We start from the raw sequence: 21854 nt of genomic DNA, 5'->3' as shown, positions 1-21854 counted from the left end.
GCGCCAACCTAATCCGATGCCGCTCCCACGGCTACGCGCCGTCGACCCGACAATCAAACTGCCCGGTGACCATGGCGATCCTCACGTATGCTCGAAGCTGGTCGACTGCAGAGCCCCGGCACCCATTCTTGGAGACACGATGAACGCTTCAGCCCCCACGGCCCCGCCGTCGTCCAACCAGGTTGCCGACAGCCACGACCTGATCCGGGTGCAGGGCGCCCGGGAGAACAACCTCAAGGACATCAGCGTCGAGATCCCCAAACGCCGCCTGACCGTGTTCACCGGCGTGTCCGGCTCCGGCAAGAGCTCACTGGTGTTCAGCACCATCGCCGCGGAGTCCCAGCGGATGATCAACGAGACCTACAGCACCTTCCTGCAGGGCTTCATGCCATCGCTGGCCCGGCCGGATGTCGACCTGCTCAGCGGATTGACCACCGCGATCATCGTCGACCAGGAACGGATGGGCGCCAACGCCCGGTCGACGGTCGGCACAGCCACCGACGCCAACGCGCTGCTGCGCATCCTGTTCAGCCGGCTCGGCCAGCCGCACCTCGGCTCGCCGCAGGCGTTCTCCTTCAACGTCGCCTCCATCTCCGGCGCCGGCGCCGTCACCATCGAGCGAGGCGGCACCACGACCAAGGAACGGCGCAGCTTCAGCATCACTGGCGGAATGTGCCCGCGCTGCGAGGGTATGGGCACCGTGAACGACATCGACCTGACTCAGCTGTACGACGACTCCAAGTCGCTGAACGAGGGTGCGCTCACCATCCCCGGTTACACCGCCGAAGGCTGGGGCGTCAAGATCTTCACGGGCTCCGGCTTCCTCAACGCCGACAAGCCGATCCGTGACTACACCACGAAGGAACGGCACGACTTCCTCTACAAGGAGCCGGTCAAGGTGAAGGTCGGTGACATCAACATGACCTACGAGGGCCTGATCCCCAAGGTGCAGAAATCGTTCCTGGCCAAGGACCGTGAGGCCATGCAGCCGCACATTCGCGCCTTCGTGGACCGCGCCGTCACCTTCGCGACCTGCCCGGACTGCGGTGGCACCCGTCTCAGCGAGGGCGCCAGGTCGTCCCGCATCGACGGCGTCAACATCGCGGATGCCTGCGCCATGCAGATCAGTGACCTCGCCGCGTGGGTGCGCACCATTCACGACCCGTCGGTGGCCCCGCTGCTGGCGGCTTTGCAGCACCTGTTCGATTCCTTCACCGAGATCGGCCTGGGCTATCTGTCGCTCGACCGGCCGGCCGGCACCCTGTCCGGGGGAGAGGCGCAGCGTACCAAGCTGATCCGGCACCTCGGCTCGTCGCTCACGGACGTCACCTATGTCTTCGACGAACCCACCATCGGCCTGCACCCGCATGACATCCAGCGGATGAACGAGCTGCTGCTGCGCCTGCGGGACAAGGGCAACACCGTGCTCGTGGTGGAGCACAAGCCGGAGATGATCGCCATCGCCGACCACATCATCGACCTCGGCCCCGGCGCCGGCACGGCGGGCGGATCGGTCTGCTTCGAGGGCACCCTCGAGGGCCTCCGGGCCAGCGACACCCTCACCGGCCGCCACCTCGACTACCGCGCGAGAGTGAAGAAGGCCGTGCGCACGCCCACCGGTGCCCTGGAGATCCGTGGCGCGACGGAGCACAACCTTGAGGACGTCGACGTCGACATCCCACTCGGGGTGCTCGTAGTCATCACCGGCGTGGCCGGCTCGGGCAAGAGCTCGCTGGTGCACGGATCGATCCCCGCCGGCGCCGGCGTGGTATCGATCGACCAGGGCGCGATCCGCGGCTCACGCCGGAGCAACCCGGCCACCTACACGGGAATGCTCGAGCCGATTCGCAAGGCCTTCGCAAAGGCCAACGGTGTCAAACCGGCCCTGTTCAGCTCCAACTCCGAGGGCGCCTGCCCGAATTGCAACGGCGCCGGCGTGATCTTCACCGACCTGGGCCCGATGGCGACGGTCTCAACCACCTGCGAGGTGTGTGAGGGCAAGCGGTTCGACGCATCCGTGCTGGAATACCGGCTCGGTGGCCGCGATATCAGCGAGGTTCTCGCAATGTCGGTCACCGAGGCCGTGGCGTTCTTCGGCGCCGGTGAGGCCCGGATCCCGGCCGCGCACGCCATTGTCGTCGGCTTGGCCGACGTGGGGCTCGGCTACCTCAGCCTGGGCCAGACGCTCTCGACGCTGTCCGGGGGAGAGCGGCAGCGGCTGAAGCTGGCCATGCACCTGTCGGAAAAGGGCGGCGTGTACGTTCTCGACGAGCCGACGACGGGCCTGCACCTCGCTGACGTCGAACAGCTTCTCGGCCTGCTGGACCGGCTGGTCGATGCCGGCAAAACGGTCATCGTCGTTGAACACCACCAGGCGGTGATGGCCCACGCTGACTGGATCATCGACCTGGGTCCCGGCGCCGGTCGCGACGGCGGCCGGATCGTTTTCGAGGGAACTCCGGCCGACCTCGTCGCCGCACGGTCCACCCTCACCGGCCAGCATCTGGCGGCGTACGTCGGCGCCTGAGCCGAGTTTCTTGACATAATATGCGTTGAGCTCGGGCCGCACCGTTTCAGCCGGAAGGGGTGCGACGACTGGTGCAACCGGAGTCGTTCCTGCGGCGCCTTCGGGTTTCCGCACGCTCTCGTTCCGTGACCGGAGTGCGATCGAAAACCCTGCCGAGCCGACCCAGGCGGGCAGTGATGGGGATCTAGCCGGAGAGTTTCCAACGCCGGACGGACGAGGACCGACCCTGTTTTCCCGGGATGGAAATATGACCGATAATGCACATTATGTCAACAAGCGGAGATTGGACCGAGAATCAATCTCGGGTTGAGGGTTTCACAGCTCGTCGGCGATCCGCGTGACGACCGCCACCTGCGGTCGCACTCCGCGCAGACTCACTCCGGCAAGCCCTCGTCCGGGCGACGACGGATCACCATGCCGTATTCATTCACCGGCTCGAAAGCATCCCGGTCCCAGGCCCCGGGGTGCGGGACCGGGCAGTTCAACACGGTGTCATGTGCCGAGTGCTCGATGGTGTGCTCGGTCATCGGCCGGCCGCACACCGGGCACTGGGCCAGCCCGGTCGTCTCGGCCGCGTCGTAGGTGCCGACGGGCGGCGAGTCGAAGGCGGGCCGGAGTCGGTCTTCTACCCAGTCGAACAAGCGGTTCGCGCCCTTGCGGTGAGCCTGGGCCGAGGATTTATCATTCTGGACCATGGCCACAGCGTACGCCCCTGAAGCGCGCCCAGCCAACCAGCGGCTGCGCGGGAACTATTCTTCGCCGAAGCCGGTCTCGATCAACTCGGCCAGGGCGTCTACCGCCGCCCGCGATCGTTCGTCGGGTCCGGAGATCTCCACGCTCATCCCCCGGGTCAGTCCGAGCGACATGATGCCCAGCAGGCTGTGCGCGTCCTTGCCGTTCACGGACACTTCAGCGTCGAATTGGCTGGCGAGCTTCACGAAGTCGGCCGCCGGCCTGGCGTGCAGCCCGTCCCGGTTCCGCAAGGTCACCGTGCGGCTGACCGGTTGCGGCAGCTCCTCGGTACCGGCTGTGCCCGGTGCGGGCGGCGCGGCGTCTGCCGGTGCCGACCCGGCGCCACTGGCCGACTCGGCCGCCGCCAGCACCGCCGCGACGTCTCCCCCGATCTCGGCGGCCACGGCGGCAGACACGCCGCCCTCCACGAGCGGTGCGTCGGCGATGCGCACCCGTGCCCGCACCTCGTCGTCGAGGAAGTCCACCGCGGTTTCCGCGGTCAGGATGGCCGAGCCCAGGTCGCAGAGCAGCACGACGCCGCTGCCGTGGTCGGCTTCCTCGATGCCTGCCACGATTATGTCGAAGCTGGTGCCGATGCCGCCGTCGTCCATTCCGCCCGCGGCCACCAGGGCGACGTTAGGGGCCATCTGACGGGCCAGTGTCACCAGACCGGATGCTATCTCGACGCTGTGTGAGACGAACACCACGCCGACGCGGGACGCTGCCACGCTCTGGTCAGCGTCGTTGAGGTCAGCCACGATCAGGACTGTGCGGCCGCATCGGCGCCGCAGCGCAGGATGAGCGCCGTCGACTGGGCGCCGGGGTCGCGATGGCCGATGGCCCGCTCCCCCAGGTAACTCGCCCGCCCCTTGCGGGCGACCCAGGGTTCGGTCGCGACGGCGCCGGCCTCGGCGGCGTCAGCGGCGGCGGCCAGGATCAGGCTGGGGCTGGCCCCGGCGGCTTCGGCCTCGACGGCCGCCTCCACTGCCGGGGTCCAGGCATCCACCATCGTCTTGTCACCGGATTCGGCCTTGCCGCGCAGCACGATGCCGTCCCGTCCGGCCGTGAGCAGGGCGACGACGGCCGGGCCGTCCAGTTCGGCGGCCCCGCTCACGGCGCCGGCGGCCTTGAGGTACGCCGTGCCGTAGAGCGGACCGGCCGCACCGCCGACGGTGGAAATGAGCGTCGCCGCGAGAGTCTTGAGCAGTTCGCCGGGCGTGGCAGCGTCGGCCAGCGCATCGAGCTTGGGCAGCACGGCCTGGAAGCCCCTGTCCATGTTCTCGCCGTGATCACCGTCGCCGATCTCGCGGTCGAGTGTGTTCAGCTCGGCGCGGTGCTCGGAGAGAACCTTCGCGCTGCTCCTGATCCAGGCCTGGGCCCATGCGACGTCTACGCTCATTCGGTCTTCCCTACTTTCCCCACCGCAGTGCGGCTGTGTGCACCGGAGCATCCCACAGGGCGGTCAACTCATCGTCGAGCTTGAGAATCGTGATCGACATGCCCTGCATCTCCAGTGATGTTGTGAAATTGCCGACGAGCGTGCGAGTCACCTCGATGCCTCGTTCGGCGAGAACTTCGGCGGCCCGTCGAAATACAATGTACAGCTCAACCTGCGGCGTCCCGCCCATTCCGTTGACGAAGAGCAGAACCTTGTCTCCGGATGCGTAGGGGATGTCGTCCAGGATCGGACCGAGGATCCGGTCGACGATGGCGTCGGCCGGTTCGAGCTTGATCCGCTCGCGCCCGGGCTCGCCGTGGATGCCGATGCCGATCTCGATCTCGTCGTCGGCCAGGGTGAAACTCGGCTCGCCGGCGTGCGGCACGACGCAGGGGGTCAGGGCCACGCCCATAGAGCGCACCTGGCCGATCACCTTTTCGGCGACGGTCGCCACGTTCGTCAGGTCATCACCGCGTTCGGCGGCCGCACCGGCGATCTTCTCCACGAGCACGGTGCCCGCCACTCCCCTTCGCCCCGCGGTGTACAGCGAGTCCTTCACGGCGACATCATCGTTGACGATCACCGTGCGCACCTCGATCTCATCGGCCTCGGCCAGATCCGCCGCGGTCTCGAAGTTCAGCACGTCGCCCGTGTAGTTCTTCACGATATGCAGCACCCCGGCTCCCCCGTCGACGGCCTTCGTCGCGGCCAGGATCGGGTCGGGTGTCGGCGAGGTGAACACGGCGCCGGGCACGGCGGCGTCCAGCATGCCCGACCCGACGAATCCGCCGTGCAGAGGCTCGTGCCCGCTGCCGCCGCCGCTGACGATACCGACCTTGCCGGCCACCGGCGCGTCGGCCCGCACGATGAACACCGGATCCAGCGAGACTCGCACGATATCCGCGTGCGCGGCACCGAAACCTGCGACGGCTTCGTCGACAACGTTCTTCGGGTCGTTGACAAGCTTTTTCATGACCATTCCTTCATTTCGTCGGGATCGATCGGCGCACGCTAGAGCGCCGGGCACGCAACTGTGCTCCGTGCCCAACCTACGCGCTGCCAACGGTCTCGGTAAGAGGCAGATGATGCAGCCCATCGGGACTATTTCGCTCACGCCCCGCCCGCGCTATGGTGACTGCGAAATCGCTCACCGCGAAGGGATTGCTCCGGTACTGCCGGCATCTCGCTACTACGAGAAAGGTCATCGTGGACAATATCGGTCTAGTGTTTTTGTCGGAGGTGCTGGGCACAGGGATGCTCACCCTCCTCGGTTGTGGTGTCGTGGCGAACGTGGCCCTGACGAAGAACAAGGGCTTCGGCGGCGGCTTCCTGATGGTGACCATCGGCTGGGCCTTCGCGGTCTTCGTCGGTGTGGTCGTCGCGTACAACTCCGGTGGCCACCTCAACCCGGCCGTCACCCTCGGCATCGTCGCATCGGGCTCCGACACCTTCGGCGGTGCTGCGGACGTCCCGGTGAACTTCCTTTCGACGCTCGTGTATCTGGCCGGCGAGTTCCTCGGCGCCTTCCTCGGCGCCGTGGTGGTCTGGCTGGTGTACAAGCAGCACTACGACGAGGAACCGGAACCGGCGAACAAGCTCGGTACCTTCTCGACCGGGCCGGCCATCCGTTCCTACGGCTGGAACCTCGTCACCGAGATCATCGGCACCTTCGTCCTGGTCTTCGTCGTGTTCGCCTTCGGTGGTTGGGGCCAGTCCGGTGACGTGGGGGCCGTAGCCGCCTTACCCGTCGCCCTCCTCGTTCTGGTCATCGGCGTCTCACTCGGTGGCCCGACCGGATACGCCATCAACCCCGCCCGTGACCTGGGCCCCCGGATCGCGCACTTCATCCTGCCGATCAAGGGCAAGGGGTCCTCGGACTGGGCCTATTCCTGGGTCCCCGTGGTCGGTCCCGTCATCGGCGGAGTCCTCGCGGGCTGGGCATCGCTGGTCTGGCTGCCCATGGTATGACCGTGGCAGGCCGGTCCCTCCCCGGACTGGCCTGCTTCGCTGTGCATCAGTCCACCTGAAAACCGCCACACGGTTTTATAGTCTGTTCAAGCCATCATGCAACGTACAAGGAGGTACACCATGGCTAAGTACGTACTCGCCATCGACCAAGGCACCACGAGTTCACGCGCCATCATCTTCGACCACTCGGGGTCCATCGTCTCGACCGGACAACTCGAACACGAGCAGATCTTCCCCCGCGCCGGCTGGGTCGAGCACAACCCGATGGAAATCTGGGACAACACCCGTGAGGTGATCGGCCAGGCGCTCTCCAAGGCCAACCTCACCCGGCACGACATCTCCGCTGTCGGCATCACCAACCAGCGGGAAACCGCCGTGGTCTGGGACCGCACCACCGGCAAGCCCGTCTACAACGCCATCGTCTGGCAGGACACCCGCACTCAGCCCATCGTCGACCGTCTCGCCGCCGACGGCGGCGTGGAACGGTTCAAGCAGAAGGTGGGCCTGCCACTGGCGACCTACTTCTCCGGCACCAAGATCGTCTGGATCCTCGAAAACGTCGAGGGAGCGCGGGCGAAGGCGGACGCCGGCGACCTGATGTTCGGCACCACCGACTCCTGGGTGCTCTGGAACCTCACCGGCGGCCTGGAGGGCGGCGTGCACGCCACCGACGTCACCAACGCCAGTCGCACCCTGTTCATGGACTTGGAGACGCTGCAGTGGGATGACGAGATCCTGAGCATCTTCAACGTACCGAAGTCGATGATGCCGGAAATCAAGTCCTCCAGCGAGGTCTACGGCACCGTCAACGAGCACAGCCTGCTGCGCGAGGTGCCCATCGCGGGCATCCTCGGTGACCAGCAGGCCGCCACGTTCGGCCAGGCCGCCTTCGACCAGGGTGAGGCGAAGAACACCTACGGCACCGGTAACTTCCTGATCTTCAACACCGGCACCGACATCATCCACTCCAAGAACGGCCTGCTCACCACCCTGGGCTACAAGCTCGGCGACGCCGAACCGCACTACGCGCTGGAGGGGTCGATAGCCGTCACCGGCGCCCTGGTGCAGTGGCTGCGCGACAACCTGGGCATGATCACGTCGTCTGAGGAGATCGAGACGCTGGCCGCCACGGTCGATGACAACGGCGGCGCCTACTTCGTGCCGGCGTTCAGCGGCCTGTTCGCGCCGTACTGGCGCGCGGATGCCCGCGGCGCCCTGGTGGGACTGACCCGGTTCGTGAACAAGGGCCACATCGCCCGGGCGGCGCTGGAGGCCACTGCCTTCCAGACCCGCGAGGTCCTCGACGCGGTCAACGCGGACTCCGGGGTGCCGCTGACCGAGCTCAAGGTCGACGGCGGAATGATCAAGAACAACCTGCTGATGCAGTTCCAGGCCGACATCATCGGTGTGCCGGTGATCCGCCCGGTTGTGGCGGAGACCACCGCGCTCGGCGCCGCGTACGCGGCAGGCCTGGCGGTGGGCTTCTGGAGCACCCTGGACGAGCTGCGGTCGAACTGGCAGGAAGACAGCCGCTGGACACCGAAGTTGAGCGCAGACGAGAGCGCCCGGCAGTTGCGGAACTGGAAGAAGGCCGTCACCAAGACCTTCGACTGGGTCGACGAGGACGTGCTCTAACCGTCAAACCGCCGTGTGGTGCAGGTCAGGCGCGGCTGGCCTGCACCCAGTCGGCGAGTTTCGCGGTTCCGGCGCCGGAGTCGATGGCCTGCGCGGCCACGGCGAGTTTCGCCCGGAACCGGTCCAGGATGCTGACCTGGGACTGAGCGGGATCGTGGGCGAGGTCGTAGGCGACCAGGCCCGCTGCCGCGTTCAGCAGCACGATGTCCCGCACCGGTCCCTGCTCTCCGGCGAGGACCGAGTGCACCACTGCCGCGTTGTGTTCCGGCGAACCGCCGATCAGCTGGCTCATGGTCGCCCGCGGGATGCCGAGATCGCGTGGGTCGATGTCGTGCTCGGTGACCAGACCCCTGGAGACCTCCCACACGTGGCTGTGCCCCGTCGTGGTGAGTTCGTCGAGGCCATCGTCGCCACGGAACACCAACGCCGATGCTCCGCGGGTCTGGAACACCCCGACGAACAGAGGGACCCTGTCGAGGTTGGCCACACCGACGGCGGAAGCTTCCGGCCGGGCCGGGTTGACGAGGGGGCCGAGGAAGTTGAACACCGTGGGGATACCCAGCTCGGACCGAACGGCAGCGGCATGCCGAAAACCGGGGTGGAACGCGGCAGCATAGGCGAAGGTGATGCCCGTGGCAGCCAGGATCGAGGCCACTGCGTCGGCCGACAGGGTCAGGTCGATGCCCAGCGCGGCAAGCACGTCCGACGAACCGGATGCCGAACTGGCCGCCCGATTGCCGTGTTTGATCACCGGCACACCGGTTGCCGCACACACTATCGACGCCATGGTCGAGACGTTCACGGTCCCGAACCGGTCTCCCCCGGTGCCGACGATGTCCAGCCCCATCGAGTTGACGTTCAGCGGAACGGCGTGGTCCAGGATCGCGTCGCGGAAACCGACGATTTCATCGACGGTCTCACCCTTGGCGCGCAGAGCCACCAGGAATCCGGCCAACTGAGCCGGGGTGGCCTCGCCGAGCATGATGCGTTCCATACTCCACGCCGCATCGGCGACGCTCAGGTCCTCTCTACGCAGGAGGGCATCAAGAACGGCGGGCCATGACTGGGATTCGAGCATGGCCCAATCTTAAGCGCCGGCGCTCCCCCGACCGGTATTTCGGCGCCGTCAGGCCTCGGTTGGGGATACCAATTTTCACATTAGGGTCTTATGGCACTTCACCTTGAGAAAAACCTGTGGAGGAATCGGTCATAATGGAATAGTGACGACGACCTCAATTACTCCCCGGGCGACCATTCCCGTAGTTAACAGGCCCAACAGCGTGGCGGTTGGCACCATTGTCTGGCTGGGCAGTGAGGTCATGTTCTTCGCTGGCCTCTTCGCCATCTACTTCACGTTGCGGTCCACCTCCCCGGAGCTGTGGCAGTTCGAGACGGAAAAGCACAACTTCGTCTTCGCCCTGGTGAACACCCTGATCCTGGTCTCCTCCTCGATCACCTGCCAGTTCGGCGTCTTCGCTGCCGAGCGCCTGCAGGCCAGGTCCACCGGGTGGAAGCCCAGCCAGTGGGGCATGGTCGAGTGGTTCTTCCTCACCTATGCCCTCGGCGCCGTCTTCGTCTCCGGCCAGGTCCTCGAGTACGCGACCCTCGTGTCGGAGGGCGTCACCCTCGCCTCCAACGCCTACGGCTCAGCGTTCTACCTCACCACCGGATTCCACGGCATCCACGTGACCGCCGGACTCATTGCCTTCCTCCTCGTGATCGGTCGCGGTTTCGCGGTCAAGAACTTCGGTCACAAGGAAGCCACCAGCGCCATCGTGGTCTCGTACTACTGGCATTTCGTCGACGTCGTGTGGATCGGGCTCTTCCTGGTCATCTACGTTCTTAAATAACAAGCAGGAGCGGACACACTCAGTATGCCCAGGACTCAGAAACCTACCAACGGCCGCACACGTCGCAGCGGTCGGCGCAGCCCGCTGGCCAGCGTCGCCCTGATCGCGATCGGCCTGCTCTTCACCGGCGGCGCGTACGCGATGATCAGCACCAGCACGGCAACCGCACAGACCGAAACGGCATCGCAGCAGACCGTCAGCGAGGGCGAGAAGCTTTTCGCCGCGAACTGCGCGACCTGCCACGGCCTCAGCGCCGACGGAACCGGCACCGGTCCCAGCCTGATCGGCGTGGGCGCCGCGTCCGTTGACTTCCAGGTCGGCACCGGGCGCATGCCCATGCAGGCCAACGGCCCGCAGGCCATCGTCAAGCCTGTGCAGTTCACCGAGGAGCAGACCGCGGCTCTCGTCGCCTATGTCGCATCCCTCGCGCCCGGCCCTGCCATCCCCGAAGCCGAATACCTGGATGCCGAGGGCGACGCCGCCGCCGGCGCCGAGCTGTTCCGGATCAACTGCGCCATGTGCCACAACGTCGCCGGAGCAGGCGGCGCGCTCACCGAGGGCAAGTACGCTCCCGCGCTGGACGGCGTCACCCCGCAGCACATCTACGAGGCCATGATCACCGGCCCGCAGAACATGCCGGTGTTCAACGACATGAACGTCTCGCCGGAAGACAAGCGCGACATCATCACTTACCTCAAGTACATCGAGAACAACCCGTCGCCGGGTGGATTCGCCCTCGGATCCCTCGGACCGGTGTCCGAAGGCCTCTTCCTCTGGATCTTCGGTCTGGGTGCCATCGTGGCCCTGACCGTGTGGATCACGGCGAAATCGAATTGATCGGCACCCGGCAATGACACACCCAGCACAGACAGCGCCCACGAAGGAGAACAATGGCCAGCGATGAGACCAGCGGAAAGGATCTGACCGCTGCCGACTCCTCGAGTGTCGAGCACGTCACGGCCGCCGTCGGCACCGCCGTCGTCGCCCGCGACGCCGTGGCCAATCCCGGCTTCCCTCCGCACCGCCCCCGGATCACCGACCTCGACCCGCGCGCCGAGAAGCGCGCCGAGCGCACGGTGTACACCCTGTTCTACCTGTCGATCGTCGGCAGCATTTTCGCCATCGCGGCGTACATCATCTTCCCGATCGTCCCCGAAGACCCGGGCTCCGTGCGGCTGAACAACCTGTTCATCGGGATCGGGCTCGCGTTGGCGCTGCTGGCGCTGGGCATCGGTGCGGTGCACTGGGGCAAGGCGCTGATGCACGACGAGGAGGGCGTGGACGAGCGTCACCCGGTCCGGGGCAGCGACGAGACCCGCGCCCGCGCGGTCGAAATCTTCCAGGAAGCCAACACGGAGTCCGGCATCGGCCGACGCGCCGTGATCCGCAACAGCCTCATCGGGGCCCTCGTGGTCTTCCCGCTCCCCGCCGTCGTCCTGTTCCGCGGGCTCGCCCCGATGGACCAGGATCCCGTCGCCCTCCTGAAGCAGACCATGTGGGAGAAGGGCACCAGGCTGGCCCTGGACCCGTCCGGTGCGCCGATCAAGGCCTCGGACGTCACCCTGGGTTCGTCCTTCGCGGTGATCCCGGAGGGCCTGATGGATCTTGAGCACGGCCGGCTTGAAGAGAAGGCCAAGGCTGTGGTGATCCTCGTGCGCATGAAGCCCGAGGACCTCATCGAAACGCCCGAGCGGGCTAGCTGGTCCTACGACGGGATCGTCGCGTACTCCAAGATCTGCACACACGTAGGCTGCCCCGTCGGCCTGTACGAACAGCAGACGCACCACCTCCTCTGCCCCTGCCACCAGTCACAGTTCAATGTGGCCGACCAGGCGAAAGTCATCTTCGGACCCGCCAAACGCGCCCTTCCGCAGCTGCCCATCGCCGTGGACTCCGAGGGGTACCTCATCGCGCAGAGCGATTTCCTTGAACCGGTCGGACCGAGCTTTTGGGAGCGACAGTGAGTACCACAACCGATATGAAACCCGCCGAGTCGAAGAAGTCCGGTGGCTTCACCGGCGCCGCGGCGAACTACATCGACGAGCGCACCAGCATCTCCACCGCGGTCAAGGAACTGGGTCGCAAGATCTTCCCCGACCACTGGTCTTTCCTGCTCGGTGAGGTGGCGCTCTACAGCTTCGTCATCATCCTGCTGTCCGGATCGTTCCTGACCTTCTTCTTCCAGGCCTCGATGGCCGAAGTGCACTACGAAGGCTCCTACGTGCCTCTCAAGGGCGTGGAGATGTCGGTGGCCATGGCATCCTCGCTGGACATCTCCTTCGACGTGCGCGGCGGACTGCTGATGCGTCAGGTACACCACTGGGCTGCGCTGCTGTTCGTGGCATCCATCGGACTGCACATGCTGCGCATCTACTTCACCGGAGCCTTCCGCAAGCCTCGCGAGCTGAACTGGGTGATCGGCTTCGTCCTGTTCATCCTGGCCATGGCTGAGGGCTTCACCGGCTACTCGCTGCCCGACGACCTGCTCTCCGGAAACGGCCTGCGGATCATCGACGGCATGGTCAAGGGCATCCCCGTCGTCGGAACCTGGATCTCGTTCCTGCTCTTCGGCGGCGAGTTCCCGGGCACCGACATCGTCGGTCGTCTGTATTCGCTTCACATCCTGCTGCTTCCGGCGATCATCGTCGCCTTGATCGCGCTGCACCTGCTCTTCGTCGTGGTGCACAAGCACACCCAGTACCCCGGAGCGGGCCGCACGGACACGAACGTCGTCGGCTACCCGGTGCTCCCGGTCTACGCCGCCAAGGCCGGTGGATTCTTCTTCATCGTCTTCGGCGTCGTGATGCTGATGGCCTCGTTCTTCACGATCAACCCGATCTGGAACTACGGACCGTACGACCCCTCACCGGTCTCCGCCGGGACCCAGCCGGACTGGTACATCGGCTTTGCCGACGGCGCCCTCCGGTTGATTCCGCCGGGACTGGAGTGGGTTGGTCTGGGCGGCACCTGGTCGTTCAACATCCTGATCCCCCTCGTGGGCCTCGGCGTGTTCATCGGCGTTGTCCTGCTGTACCCGTTCCTCGAAGCGTGGATCACCGGTGACAAGCGCGAGCACCACATCCTGGACCGTCCGCGCAACGCGCCGACCCGCACGGCCATCGGCGCCGCGGGTGTCACGTTCTACGCCGGCCTGTGGGCGGCGGCGTCCTCGGACATCATCGCCACGCACTTCTCGGTGACCATGGAGGGTGTCATCCACACCCTTCAGGCCGTCGTGATCCTCGGCCCGTTCGTCGCCTACTTCATCACCAAGCGAGTGTGCCTGGCGCTGCAGAAGAAGGACCGGGAGATTGTCCTGCACGGCTACGAGTCCGGTCGCATCGTCCGTCTGCCCGGCGGCGAGTACATCGAGGTGCACCAGCCCGTCGACGAGTACGAGCGTTGGAAGTTGGTCAGCTACACCAACTACAAGCCGCTCGAGTTGACTCCGAACGCCCAGGGCAAGGTGTCCCCGGTTCAGCGGGTTCGTGCCGGCCTGTCCCGCTGGTTCTTCGAAGATCGGATTGCCCCGGTCGGGACCAAGGAACTCGAAGAAAGCCACGGCGATCACCACTAGTTCCTCAGCCGAATCGGTTCGGGCACCCCACCCACTCCAGACTCTGTCTGAGTGGCTGCGGTGCCCGAACTGTTTGGGCGACCTGGTCCCGGCCGGCGACCGAGTTCTCGCCTGCAGCACCGGCCACCGTTTCGACACGAACCGGCGGGGCTTCGCGTCCCTCATGGTCGGTTCACGCAAACTCATCGGCGATTCCGCCGCCATGCTGGACGCCCGCGACATCTTCTTGGAACGCGGGTGGTATACCGAACTCCGCGAGGCCCTCAGCGCTCTCGTGGCCGCCGAATCCCCGCACCGAATCATCGACATCGGCTGCGGCACCGGCTATTACCTGCGGGGGGCCCTGCACGCCGCCTCCGGCGGCCATTCCCCCGGTTCCCCGCTGTCCCGTACCCCTGGCGTCGCGGCACTGGCCATGGACCTGTCAGCGGCCGCGGTCGCACGAACGGTCCGGGCCGGTCTCACCGAACCTCACTCGACCACGGACGGGCTCGTCGCGGATGTCTGGTCGCCGCTGCCGATCCGGGACGGGGCCGCTGACGTCGCCATCAACGTGTTCGCTCCCCGGAATCCGGCCGAGTTCCATCGCATCCTGGCTCCCGGAGCACTTCTCGCCGTCGTGGTGCCGCACGCCAGCCATCTCCAGGAACTGCGCGCCGCCGGCCTGGCCCTGGAGGTGCACGGGAACAAGACCGACGACCTGGTCGCCAGCCTGGCGCCGGGCTTTCACCTGGAGTCCACGGCGGACCTCTCCAGGGTCCTGGTACTCTCCCCCGACGACGTTGCCGCCCTCATCGGCATGGGCCCCTCCTCGCACCACACATCCTCCACAGACCCCGCAGACCCTACCGGGCCGCCAGGGTCGACCGAGGTGACCGTGGCGTTCCGACTCCTCGGCTTCCGCCGCTCCCTGCACTGAGCATCGGTGCACGACAAAGCGCCAGTGACCCGAAGGTCACTGGCGCTTTGTCGTGCGGTGGTGGGGCCTAGCGGGCGAAGAGTCCGCGGTAGTACTCGTAGACCCAGCCGACGAGGCTGATCACGCCGATGCCGACGGCGATGAAGGAGATCCAGAAGCCGACGGCCAGTCCCAGGAACAACAGTGCCGCGCTGGCCGCGAGCATGATCGGCCACCAGCTCCACGGGCTGAAGAAGCCCAGCTCGGGGTCGCCGTCATCGATGTTGGCGTCGAGCATGTCCTCGGGAAGTTCGCCGCCCTGCGCCTTGTAGACGCGAGACAGGTAGAACGCGATGAACGCCACGAGCAGTGCGCAGAGGGAGATCGCGAAGGCTCCGACCCACTCGATGCGACCCTGGCTCGGGTCGACGAGGCCCCACACGACGTACGCGACTGCTACCAGCGCGAGGAATCCGGTCAGGATCCAGTAGAGGTTGACATTGGCTTTCATCTACTTAACCTTTTCCGATCCTGCGTCATAGGTGGGAGCATCCGGGGCGTCTTTTGCCGGACCGATGCCGACGGGCATACCGACCTCCGGGTGATTCAGGTCGAATGCGGGACGCTCGGAGCGGATACGCGGGATCGACGTGAAGTTGTGGCGCGGCGGCGGGCAGGATGTAGCCCACTCCAGGGAGGCGCCGTAGCCCCACGGGTCGTTCACCGTGACCCTCGGAGCCGTTCGGGCGGTGACGTACACGTTCAGGAAGAACGGGATCATCGAGATCGCGAGGATCATCGAGCCGACGGTCGAGAGCTGGTTCATCCAGGTGAACCCGTCGTCGGGCAGGTAGGACGCGTAACGGCGGGGCATGCCCACCACACCGAGCCAGTGCTGCACGAGGAAGGTTGTGTGGAAGCCGATGAACAGGAGCCAGAAGTGCCACTTGCCCAGGCGTTCGTTGAGCATCTTGCCGGTCCACTTGGGCCACCAGAAGTAGAACCCGCTGAACATGGCGAAGACGACCGTGCCGAAGACCACGTAGTGGAAGTGGGCAACCACGAAGTAGGTGTCTGACACGTGGAAGTCCAGCGGCGGTGAGGCCAGGATGACGCCGGTCAGCCCACCGAAGGTGAAGGTGATCAGGAAGCCGATGGCCCAGAGCATGGGGGTCTCGAAGGTCAGCGAACCCCGCCACATCGTTCCGATCCAGTTGAAGATCTTCACGCCGGTCGGAACCGCGATGAGCATCGTCATCAGGGAGAAGAACGGCAACAGGACCGAGCCGGTCACGTACATGTGGTGCGCCCACACCGTCACGGACAGCGCCGCGATGGAGATGGTCGCGTAGATCAGGGTCTTGTACCCGAAGATCGGCTTGCGGCTGAAGACCGGGAACACCTCGGACACGATGCCGAAGAACGGCAGGGCGATGATGTACACCTCGGGGTGACCGAAGAACCAGAACAGGTGCTGCCAGAGGATGGCACCGCCATTGGCCGGGTCGTAGATGTGCGAGAGGAAGATCCGGTCGCTGGCGGCGGCGAGCATGGCGGCGGCGAGCACCGGGAACGCCATCAGGATCAGCAGCGAGGTGACGAGAGTGTTCCAGGTGAAGATCGGCATCCGGAACATCGTCATGCCGGGGGCACGCATGGTGATGATGGTGGTGATGAAGTTCACGCCACCGAGGATCGTGCCGAAGCCCGAGAGCCCCAGGCCGACCATCCACAGATTACCGCCGACCCCTGGCGAGAAGGTCGTGCTCGCCAGCGGTTGGTAGGCGAACCAGCCGAACGACGCCGCTCCCTGCGGGGTGAGGAAGCCGCCGACCGCTATCAGGCTGCCGAAGAAGAACAGCCAGAAGGAGAACGCGTTGAGTCGCGGGAACGCGACGTCGGGTGCACCGATCTGGAGCGGCATCAGCGCGTTCGCGAAGCCGAAGAACAGTGGTGTCGCGAACATCAGCAGCATGATGGTGCCGTGCATCGTGAAGAGCTGGTTGTACTGCTCCTTGGTCTGCACGATCTGCAGTCCGGGTTCGAAGAGCTGGGCGCGCATCACGAGCGCCATCACCCCGCCGAGGCAGAAGTAGATGAACGAGGTGATCAGGTACATGTACCCGATGACCTTGTGGTCGGTGGAGGTGATCCACCGAACGACGATGTTGCCCTTGCGGTCAACGCCGGTCGGCCGGGCGGCCGAGGACGCTGCCGGAGCGCCGGCGGGAGCTGTTGTGGTGCTCATGGTCTAGTTGCCTTCCTCAGCCGTCGGGGCGTCGGTGCCTGGTTGGTTCAAGTTGCGGTCGTATTCGCTGTCGACCTGGCCGTCGTTGCCGGCGGCGCGCAGGGAGTCGACATAGGCTTCGTAGTCGGCCTCAGAGACGACCTCCACGTTGAAGAGCATCAACGAGTGGTACTCGCCGCAGAGCTCGGCGCATTTGCCGGCGTAGGTGCCTACGCGTTCGGGGATGACCGACATGTAGTTGGTCTTGCCCGGGATCATGTCCTTCTTGTAGAGGAAGTCGATGACCCAGAAGGAGTGAATGACGTCGCGCGCTTCCAGCGCGATCTCGATCTTCTTGCCGACGGGCAGGACGAGCGTGGGGATCTCGGACTCGACCAGCGCGCCCTTCTCACCCTCGAGGTCAGGCTGGCCCTGAATACCCTGAGTGAAGACATCGTCGGTGACGTAGTTGAAGTCCCAGGCCCACTGCTTGCCGATCGCTTCGATCTGCAGGTCAGGCTCGTCGAACCGAGCCTCGATGGCGTTCTGGTCCCGCGCGGTGAAGGCGAAGAAGCCCAGCACCAGGATGAGCGGGACGATCGTGTAGAAGATCTCGATCGGCATGTTGTACCGCAGCTGCACCGGGAGTCCGGTCTGGCCCTTGCGCCGACGGTAGACGACGACGGACCAGATCGTGAGGCCCCAGGTGATCAGGCCGACAATGAGCAGCACGATCCACGAGGTGGTCCACAGACCGGACACGCGCTCGGTGTTGTTGGTTACCGGGGACTCGCCCTCCTCGAAACCGGGCAGGTACCCGTTGAGCTGAGCCTGGGTGCATCCGGCGAGGACAATGGCTAGCGTTGCTGCGACCGGTATGACGGCCCATCGGAGACGGCGGTTTTTGAGCACCGGTGACCTTTCGGAAAGACGTGAAGGCACTACACAGGAAGTGCATTTATCATCTTTAGCTTACTCCGCGCCGGTCGCACCCGAGTGCACGAGCGACGGACCCGTCGCAATTCTCCGCTCCGATTGGGGAGTGACAACAGGGTCGAAGGGCCCGTCCTGAGCCGTTTTGAGCCAGAAGCGCCGACGACGACGGGACCCGAACCGGATGTGCAAAAAGGAGACCGTCCAGTGGACGGTCTCCTTTTTTTTATGATCACACGCTAGTTGAAGGAGTCCCCACAGGCGCAGCTGCCGCCGGCGTTCGGGTTGTCGATGGTGAAGCCCTGCTTCTGGATGGTGTCCTCGAAGTCGATGGACGCACCCTCGAGGTACGGGACGCTCATCTTGTCGACGACGACCTCGACACCGTCATAGTCCATGACGGCGTCACCCTCGAGGGTGCGCTCGTCAAAGTACAACTGGTAGATCAGGCCTGAACAGCCGCCGGGCTGCACGGCGACGCGCAGTCGCAGGTCTTCGCGGCCTTCCTGGGCGAGCAGGCTGCGCACCTTCGCGGCGGCGACGTCGGTGAGACCGACGCCGTGGGCGATGGTGCTGGTTTCGATCGTGTCGGTCATGGTGCTCCTCGGTATTATCCGGTTTCGCGTCGGTGAGCATCCCACGCGCATGGGGTCCGCCGGCGAATCTGTTCCTAGTGTATCCGCCCGGGCCGTGAGCGGGCTGGATGACGCGGACGCCTTCTCAGGCCCTGCGGTGGGGTCAGTGGCCGGTGCGGTCGTTGAGGCGGCCCAGAAGGAAGGCCTCACTGAGCACGGCTCGCTTGAAGACGCCCAGGTGCAGCGACTCGTTGGGGCTGTGCGCCCGGGAATCCGGGTCTTCGACCCCGGTCACCAGGATCTGCGCTTCGGGAAACTCCCGGACCAGGTCCGCGATGAACGGGATCGACCCGCCCACACCGATGTCGACGGGCTCCACGCCCCAGCCTGCCGTCATGGCCAGGCGGGTCTCCGCAACGGCCCACCCGCCGGTGTCGACCAGGAACGGTTCTCCGGTGTCCAGGTCGTCGATGGCGAGGTGGGCGCCGAACGGTGCGTGTGCACGCAGGTGGGCCTCGATCACGCCGGCAGCTTCCTTGGCGGACTGGCCGGGCGCGATGCGCACGCTGATCTGCACGCTGACCGCGGGCGTCAGGGTGTTGGACGCGTTGGCGACGGTGGGAGCATCGATTCCGGTCACCGTCAGCGCGGGCTGGGACCAGATGCGGCTGAGGATGGATCCGTGCCCGATCGGGGAGACTCCGTCGAGCAGGCCGGTCTCCGCTCGCAGCGCGGACTCATCGTACGGCGGTGTCGGCGCGTCGTGACTGGTCAGACCGCTGATCGCGACGGACCCGTCTGCGGCGTACAGGGTGCCCAGCAGCTTGATGGTCGCCATCATGGCGTCCGGGACGGCGCCGCCGAACATTCCGGAGTGCGAGGCGTGCGCCAACGTGCTCACGGTGAGCCTGAAGGTGACGTTGCCGCGCAGCCCGATAGTGATGGCCGGAGTGTCGACGTCCCAGTTGTTCGAGTCGGCGACGACGATCGCGTCGGCGCGGAGCGCCTCCCGGTTCTCGGTGAGGAAGGTGGCGAAGGAGCGGCTGCCGAATTCTTCCTCGCCCTCGATGAAGAGGGCCAGGCCGAGGTCGAGGTCCCCGTCGGTGGCCGCGAGGAGCGCGCGCAATGCGGCGACGTGCGCCATGACGCCGGCCTTGTCGTCCGCGGCGCCGCGACCGTACAGGCGGTCCCCGCGCAGGGTCGGTTCGAAGGGCGGCGAGTCCCACGCGTGGTCGAGCCCGGGAGGCTGCACGTCGTGGTGGGCGTAAAGCAGAACCGTGGGGCGGCCGTTCTTGGCCGGGCGGGTCGCGAGGATGGCGGGCTGTCCGAGTTCGTCGGTACCGGGGATGCCCGCCTGCGTGACCGTGACGGTGTCGAAGATCCCGATCTCCCGCACCAGATCGGCGACGGCGTCGGCGCTGGCGCGCACGTGATCGCGATCGAATGCGGCCCAGGACACCGAGGGGATCCGCACGAGGGCGCACAGGTCGGCGACCGTCCGCGGGAGCTCCCGTTCGACGGCGTTCCGCAGCGCCGATTCACGGGGGTGTGCTGCGACTTGCTGGGTGGTTGCTGCTGCTGTGTCCGCGGTATCCGTCATGCGAGTAATCTTAAGGCAACCTAACTGCAAGGAACTGATGTGGCTAAGCAACCTGTAAATCCCGGCGCAGAACCGTCGATCGAATCCGCCGATGAGACGAAGTCCCGTCTGGCCGGTCAGTCGACGCGCAAGGGCCAGCCCACGCCGAGCCGCCGTGTACAGGAGGCCGCGAACAAACGCCCACTGGTTCCGGACGACCGCAAACTGGCCGCCAAGCAGGCGCGGGCGAAGTCGGCCGAGGCCCGTGAGAGGGCGCGTCTCGGCATGGCCGCCGGTGACGACAAGTACCTCCCGGTGCGCGAGCGTGGACCGCAGAAGCGTTTCGCCCGTGACTACATCGACGCCAGATTCAACGTGGGCGAGTTCATGATCCCGGTGATGTTCCTGGTCATCCTGCTCACCTTCTTCCCGGATCCGTCCGTCCAGACGTATGGCATCCTCGCTCTCTGGGCCTTCTTCCTGGTCGCGATCGCGGACTGCGTAGTGCTCGGTTTCATCCTCACCAAGAAAATCGAGGCCAAGTTCGGCGCCGACCGGGCCGAGAAGGTCCGTTGGTATGCGGCCATGCGAGCCCTGCAGTTGCGGGTCATGCGCCTGCCGAAGCCCCAGGTGAAGCGGGGCCAGTACCCGGCCTGATCCACGAAAACACGAAGAACCCCTCGGAGCCGGCTCCGAGGGGTTCTTGCGTGCATCGGGTCAACGCCGGTATGCGCCCAACCTGATGACCGGAACACGCAGTTCCTCATCGGTCAAGGAGCCGTGCTGGCCGACCATGCTGCGCGCCGACTGGTTGGGTTCCCGGGAGTCGTAGTACGCGATCAGCTTCCGGGCGGCCACGATGACGTCGCCGATCCGTGCCGCGGCGTCGTCTCGCACAGCACCGAACAGTCCCGCGGCCACGGCCTCGCTCCGGGTGAAGATCCAGGCGCGCTCGCCCTCGACCGCACGCCAGGTTTCGGCCAGCACGTCGGCGTCGACACCGGCCTCGGTGTAGAGCTGCAGGCAGCGCGGGTCACCGCCGATGTGGCGCACCCCGGCGACGAGGGCCGGCACGGTGTCGAAAAGCACCTGCTTGGCCGCCGGAACATCCACGACCCCGTGGTCTGCCGTGACGATCATGCCCTCGTCCGGGCGCAGGGTGGCGGCGAACCTGGCCGTTTCGGCGTCGAGGTTTTCCAGCTGCGCCAACCACCTGGCGGATTCCCAGCCGTGGGCGTGCGCGTTGATGTCCAATTCGGGCACGTACAGGTAGATCAGGGCCGTGGGCTCGGCGTCGAGAATCGCCCGCGCCGCGTCGAACCGCGCGCCGATGGTCTCGGCCGGCACGTAGCCGGCACCGCGAAGCACGGCCCGGCTGAAGCCGGAATCCGTGAACCTCTTGGGGCCGACGGCGAAGCTGGGGATCCCGGTCTCCGCGGCCGTGTCGAAGACCGTCGGCTGGTTCTGCCAGCTGTGCGGCTCCATCCGCTCGTCCCAGCCCGTGAGCTGGTTGACGACCCTATCGTTGGCCGCGTCGAGCACCTTGTAGCCGACCAGCCCGTGGGTGCCTGGCGCGACCCCGGTGGTCAGTGAGGCGATGCCCGCGGCGGTCGTGGCCGGGAACACCCCGTCGACGACGTCGGTCTTGGCCAGATGCGAGGTGAGGAACCGGGCATGCCCGGCGCGAGCTCGCAGGTTGCTCATCCCGAGACCGTCCGCGAGGAGCACGAGGGCCTTGCCAGCGGGCGGGAGCCCGAGCGGGTTCGGCTGGGACCGGAGCGAGGCCAGCGAACTTGTCAAAACGTCGGCAAGGCGAACGGCGCTGAAGGGCCGGACCGGTAACATAGGGGGCATCTGGCCCAGTCTGACATAGACCCGGCCGCAGGTTTCCTCAGCGCAGGTCCGTGCGCATCAG

General features: G+C 66.0%; 20 protein-coding genes. 9 read left to right on the top strand and 11 right to left on the bottom strand.

Annotation, left to right across the window (positions count from 1 at the left end; translation table 11 throughout):
- Positions 1-139 precede the first annotated feature (139 nt).
- Positions 140-2527, top strand: coding sequence for an excinuclease ABC subunit UvrA (locus tag E3T22_RS09765; RefSeq protein ID WP_088456192.1), 2388 nt, complete (start codon positions 140-142; stop codon positions 2525-2527).
- 374 nt (positions 2528-2901) lie between these two features.
- Here the strand turns inward: E3T22_RS09765 and E3T22_RS09760 are convergent, their stop codons facing one another.
- From E3T22_RS09760 to dhaK, 4 genes are read right to left on the bottom strand one after another with little or no spacing between them, the layout of a single operon-like run.
- Complete coding sequence (locus E3T22_RS09760) at positions 2902-3222, bottom strand: hypothetical protein (RefSeq protein WP_134409020.1); 321 nt, start codon at positions 3220-3222, stop codon at positions 2902-2904.
- 54 nt (positions 3223-3276) lie between these two features.
- Positions 3277-4017, bottom strand: a complete 741-nt coding sequence (dhaM, locus tag E3T22_RS09755) for a dihydroxyacetone kinase phosphoryl donor subunit DhaM (protein ID WP_241983654.1) — start codon at positions 4015-4017, stop codon at positions 3277-3279.
- A 2-nt stretch (positions 4018-4019) separates the two neighbouring features.
- On the bottom strand, positions 4020-4658 hold the full coding sequence (gene dhaL / locus E3T22_RS09750) for a dihydroxyacetone kinase subunit DhaL (RefSeq protein ID WP_088456190.1): 639 nt from the start codon (positions 4656-4658) through the stop codon (positions 4020-4022).
- Between the two features lie 10 nt (positions 4659-4668).
- Positions 4669-5670: a dihydroxyacetone kinase subunit DhaK gene (dhaK, locus tag E3T22_RS09745; protein WP_103460016.1), complete on the bottom strand. Its 1002-nt coding sequence runs from the start codon at positions 5668-5670 to the stop codon at positions 4669-4671.
- Between the two features lie 281 nt (positions 5671-5951).
- Between dhaK and E3T22_RS09740 the strand changes: the two genes are divergently transcribed.
- Positions 5952-6665, top strand: a complete 714-nt coding sequence (locus E3T22_RS09740; RefSeq protein WP_240632492.1) for an MIP/aquaporin family protein — start codon at positions 5952-5954, stop codon at positions 6663-6665.
- Positions 6666-6785: 120 nt separating this feature from the next.
- Positions 6786-8300 carry a glycerol kinase GlpK gene (gene glpK / locus E3T22_RS09735; RefSeq protein ID WP_134480004.1) on the top strand — a complete coding sequence of 505 codons (1515 nt, stop codon included), beginning with the start codon at positions 6786-6788 and terminating at the stop codon, positions 8298-8300.
- A 25-nt stretch (positions 8301-8325) separates the two neighbouring features.
- Here glpK and trpD read toward each other — a convergent pair whose 3' ends face one another.
- Positions 8326-9378, bottom strand: coding sequence for an anthranilate phosphoribosyltransferase (gene trpD, locus E3T22_RS09730; RefSeq protein WP_134409019.1), 1053 nt, complete (start codon positions 9376-9378; stop codon positions 8326-8328).
- A gap of 142 nt (positions 9379-9520) precedes the next feature.
- Here trpD and E3T22_RS09725 point away from each other — a divergent pair, with 142 nt between their 5' ends.
- The 5 genes from E3T22_RS09725 to E3T22_RS09705 all read left to right on the top strand — a co-directional run bounded on the left by E3T22_RS09725 (position 9521) and on the right by E3T22_RS09705 (position 14646).
- On the top strand, positions 9521-10150 hold the full coding sequence (locus E3T22_RS09725) for a heme-copper oxidase subunit III (protein WP_241980214.1): 630 nt from the start codon (positions 9521-9523) through the stop codon (positions 10148-10150).
- Positions 10151-10174: 24 nt separating this feature from the next.
- Positions 10175-10987 (top strand): cytochrome c, encoded by an 813-nt coding sequence (locus tag E3T22_RS09720; protein WP_088456184.1) that lies wholly within the window; start codon positions 10175-10177, stop codon positions 10985-10987.
- Between the two features lie 53 nt (positions 10988-11040).
- Positions 11041-12114, top strand: a complete 1074-nt coding sequence (locus E3T22_RS09715) for a ubiquinol-cytochrome c reductase iron-sulfur subunit (protein WP_088456183.1) — start codon at positions 11041-11043, stop codon at positions 12112-12114.
- A gap of 14 nt (positions 12115-12128) precedes the next feature.
- Positions 12129-13727: a ubiquinol-cytochrome c reductase cytochrome b subunit gene (locus E3T22_RS09710; RefSeq protein WP_174776237.1), complete on the top strand. Its 1599-nt coding sequence runs from the start codon at positions 12129-12131 to the stop codon at positions 13725-13727.
- A gap of 163 nt (positions 13728-13890) precedes the next feature.
- The gene (locus tag E3T22_RS09705) at positions 13891-14646 is read left to right on the top strand and encodes a hypothetical protein (RefSeq protein WP_134480002.1); all 756 of its coding nucleotides are present in this window, start codon (positions 13891-13893) and stop codon (positions 14644-14646) included.
- A 67-nt stretch (positions 14647-14713) separates the two neighbouring features.
- Here the strand turns inward: E3T22_RS09705 and E3T22_RS09700 are convergent, their stop codons facing one another.
- The 5 genes from E3T22_RS09700 to E3T22_RS09680 all read right to left on the bottom strand — a co-directional run bounded on the left by E3T22_RS09700 (position 14714) and on the right by E3T22_RS09680 (position 19960).
- Positions 14714-15136 carry a cytochrome c oxidase subunit 4 gene (locus tag E3T22_RS09700; protein ID WP_088456180.1) on the bottom strand — a complete coding sequence of 141 codons (423 nt, stop codon included), beginning with the start codon at positions 15134-15136 and terminating at the stop codon, positions 14714-14716.
- Positions 15137-16873, bottom strand: a complete 1737-nt coding sequence (gene ctaD, locus E3T22_RS09695; protein ID WP_088456179.1) for a cytochrome c oxidase subunit I — start codon at positions 16871-16873, stop codon at positions 15137-15139. It lies immediately after the preceding gene.
- 3 nt (positions 16874-16876) lie between these two features.
- Positions 16877-17764: a cytochrome c oxidase subunit II gene (gene coxB / locus E3T22_RS09690; RefSeq protein WP_088456178.1), complete on the bottom strand. Its 888-nt coding sequence runs from the start codon at positions 17762-17764 to the stop codon at positions 16877-16879.
- Positions 17765-18024: 260 nt separating this feature from the next.
- On the bottom strand, positions 18025-18381 hold the full coding sequence (gene erpA / locus E3T22_RS09685; RefSeq protein ID WP_088456177.1) for an iron-sulfur cluster insertion protein ErpA: 357 nt from the start codon (positions 18379-18381) through the stop codon (positions 18025-18027).
- 142 nt (positions 18382-18523) lie between these two features.
- Complete coding sequence (locus E3T22_RS09680) at positions 18524-19960, bottom strand: dipeptidase (RefSeq protein WP_088456176.1); 1437 nt, start codon at positions 19958-19960, stop codon at positions 18524-18526.
- A gap of 39 nt (positions 19961-19999) precedes the next feature.
- On the opposite strand from E3T22_RS09680, the gene E3T22_RS09675 reads away from it, so the two are divergent.
- On the top strand, positions 20000-20596 hold the full coding sequence (locus tag E3T22_RS09675) for a DUF3043 domain-containing protein (RefSeq protein ID WP_134409014.1): 597 nt from the start codon (positions 20000-20002) through the stop codon (positions 20594-20596).
- Positions 20597-20656: 60 nt separating this feature from the next.
- Here E3T22_RS09675 and E3T22_RS09670 read toward each other — a convergent pair whose 3' ends face one another.
- Complete coding sequence (locus E3T22_RS09670) at positions 20657-21784, bottom strand: alkaline phosphatase family protein (RefSeq protein WP_255454554.1); 1128 nt, start codon at positions 21782-21784, stop codon at positions 20657-20659.
- Between the last annotated feature and the right edge of the window lie 70 nt (positions 21785-21854).

The organism is Cryobacterium sp. TMB3-10 (assembly GCF_004402305.1).
In the GTDB taxonomy this organism is placed as follows: Bacteria; Actinomycetota; Actinomycetes; order Actinomycetales; family Microbacteriaceae; genus Cryobacterium; species Cryobacterium zongtaii.
Note: the sequence above shows the minus strand (reverse complement) of the source record. Positions and strands in the feature narration are given on the sequence as shown.

What these genes read in the sequence shown, in the direction of transcription:
- dhaK (WP_103460016.1), bottom strand. Translation starts at nt 5,670, where the DNA reads ATGAAAAAGCTTGTCAACGACCCGAAGAACGTTGTCGACGAAGCCGTC.
- erpA (WP_088456177.1), bottom strand. Translation starts at nt 18,381, where the DNA reads ATGACCGACACGATCGAAACCAGCACCATCGCCCACGGCGTCGGTCTC.
- glpK (WP_134480004.1), top strand. Translation starts at nt 6,786, where the DNA reads ATGGCTAAGTACGTACTCGCCATCGACCAAGGCACCACGAGTTCACGC.
- dhaL (WP_088456190.1), bottom strand. Translation starts at nt 4,658, where the DNA reads ATGAGCGTAGACGTCGCATGGGCCCAGGCCTGGATCAGGAGCAGCGCG.
- E3T22_RS09765 (WP_088456192.1), top strand. Translation starts at nt 140, where the DNA reads ATGAACGCTTCAGCCCCCACGGCCCCGCCGTCGTCCAACCAGGTTGCC.
- E3T22_RS09720 (WP_088456184.1), top strand. Translation starts at nt 10,175, where the DNA reads ATGCCCAGGACTCAGAAACCTACCAACGGCCGCACACGTCGCAGCGGT.
- trpD (WP_134409019.1), bottom strand. Translation starts at nt 9,378, where the DNA reads ATGCTCGAATCCCAGTCATGGCCCGCCGTTCTTGATGCCCTCCTGCGT.
- E3T22_RS09700 (WP_088456180.1), bottom strand. Translation starts at nt 15,136, where the DNA reads ATGAAAGCCAATGTCAACCTCTACTGGATCCTGACCGGATTCCTCGCG.
- E3T22_RS09705 (WP_134480002.1), top strand. Translation starts at nt 13,891, where the DNA reads ATGGTCGGTTCACGCAAACTCATCGGCGATTCCGCCGCCATGCTGGAC.
- E3T22_RS09710 (WP_174776237.1), top strand. Translation starts at nt 12,129, where the DNA reads ATGAAACCCGCCGAGTCGAAGAAGTCCGGTGGCTTCACCGGCGCCGCG.
- ctaD (WP_088456179.1), bottom strand. Translation starts at nt 16,873, where the DNA reads ATGAGCACCACAACAGCTCCCGCCGGCGCTCCGGCAGCGTCCTCGGCC.
- E3T22_RS09715 (WP_088456183.1), top strand. Translation starts at nt 11,041, where the DNA reads ATGGCCAGCGATGAGACCAGCGGAAAGGATCTGACCGCTGCCGACTCC.
- E3T22_RS09740 (WP_240632492.1), top strand. Translation starts at nt 5,952, where the DNA reads ATGCTCACCCTCCTCGGTTGTGGTGTCGTGGCGAACGTGGCCCTGACG.
- E3T22_RS09760 (WP_134409020.1), bottom strand. Translation starts at nt 3,222, where the DNA reads ATGGTCCAGAATGATAAATCCTCGGCCCAGGCTCACCGCAAGGGCGCG.
- E3T22_RS09680 (WP_088456176.1), bottom strand. Translation starts at nt 19,960, where the DNA reads ATGACGGATACCGCGGACACAGCAGCAGCAACCACCCAGCAAGTCGCA.
- E3T22_RS09670 (WP_255454554.1), bottom strand. Translation starts at nt 21,784, where the DNA reads ATGTTACCGGTCCGGCCCTTCAGCGCCGTTCGCCTTGCCGACGTTTTG.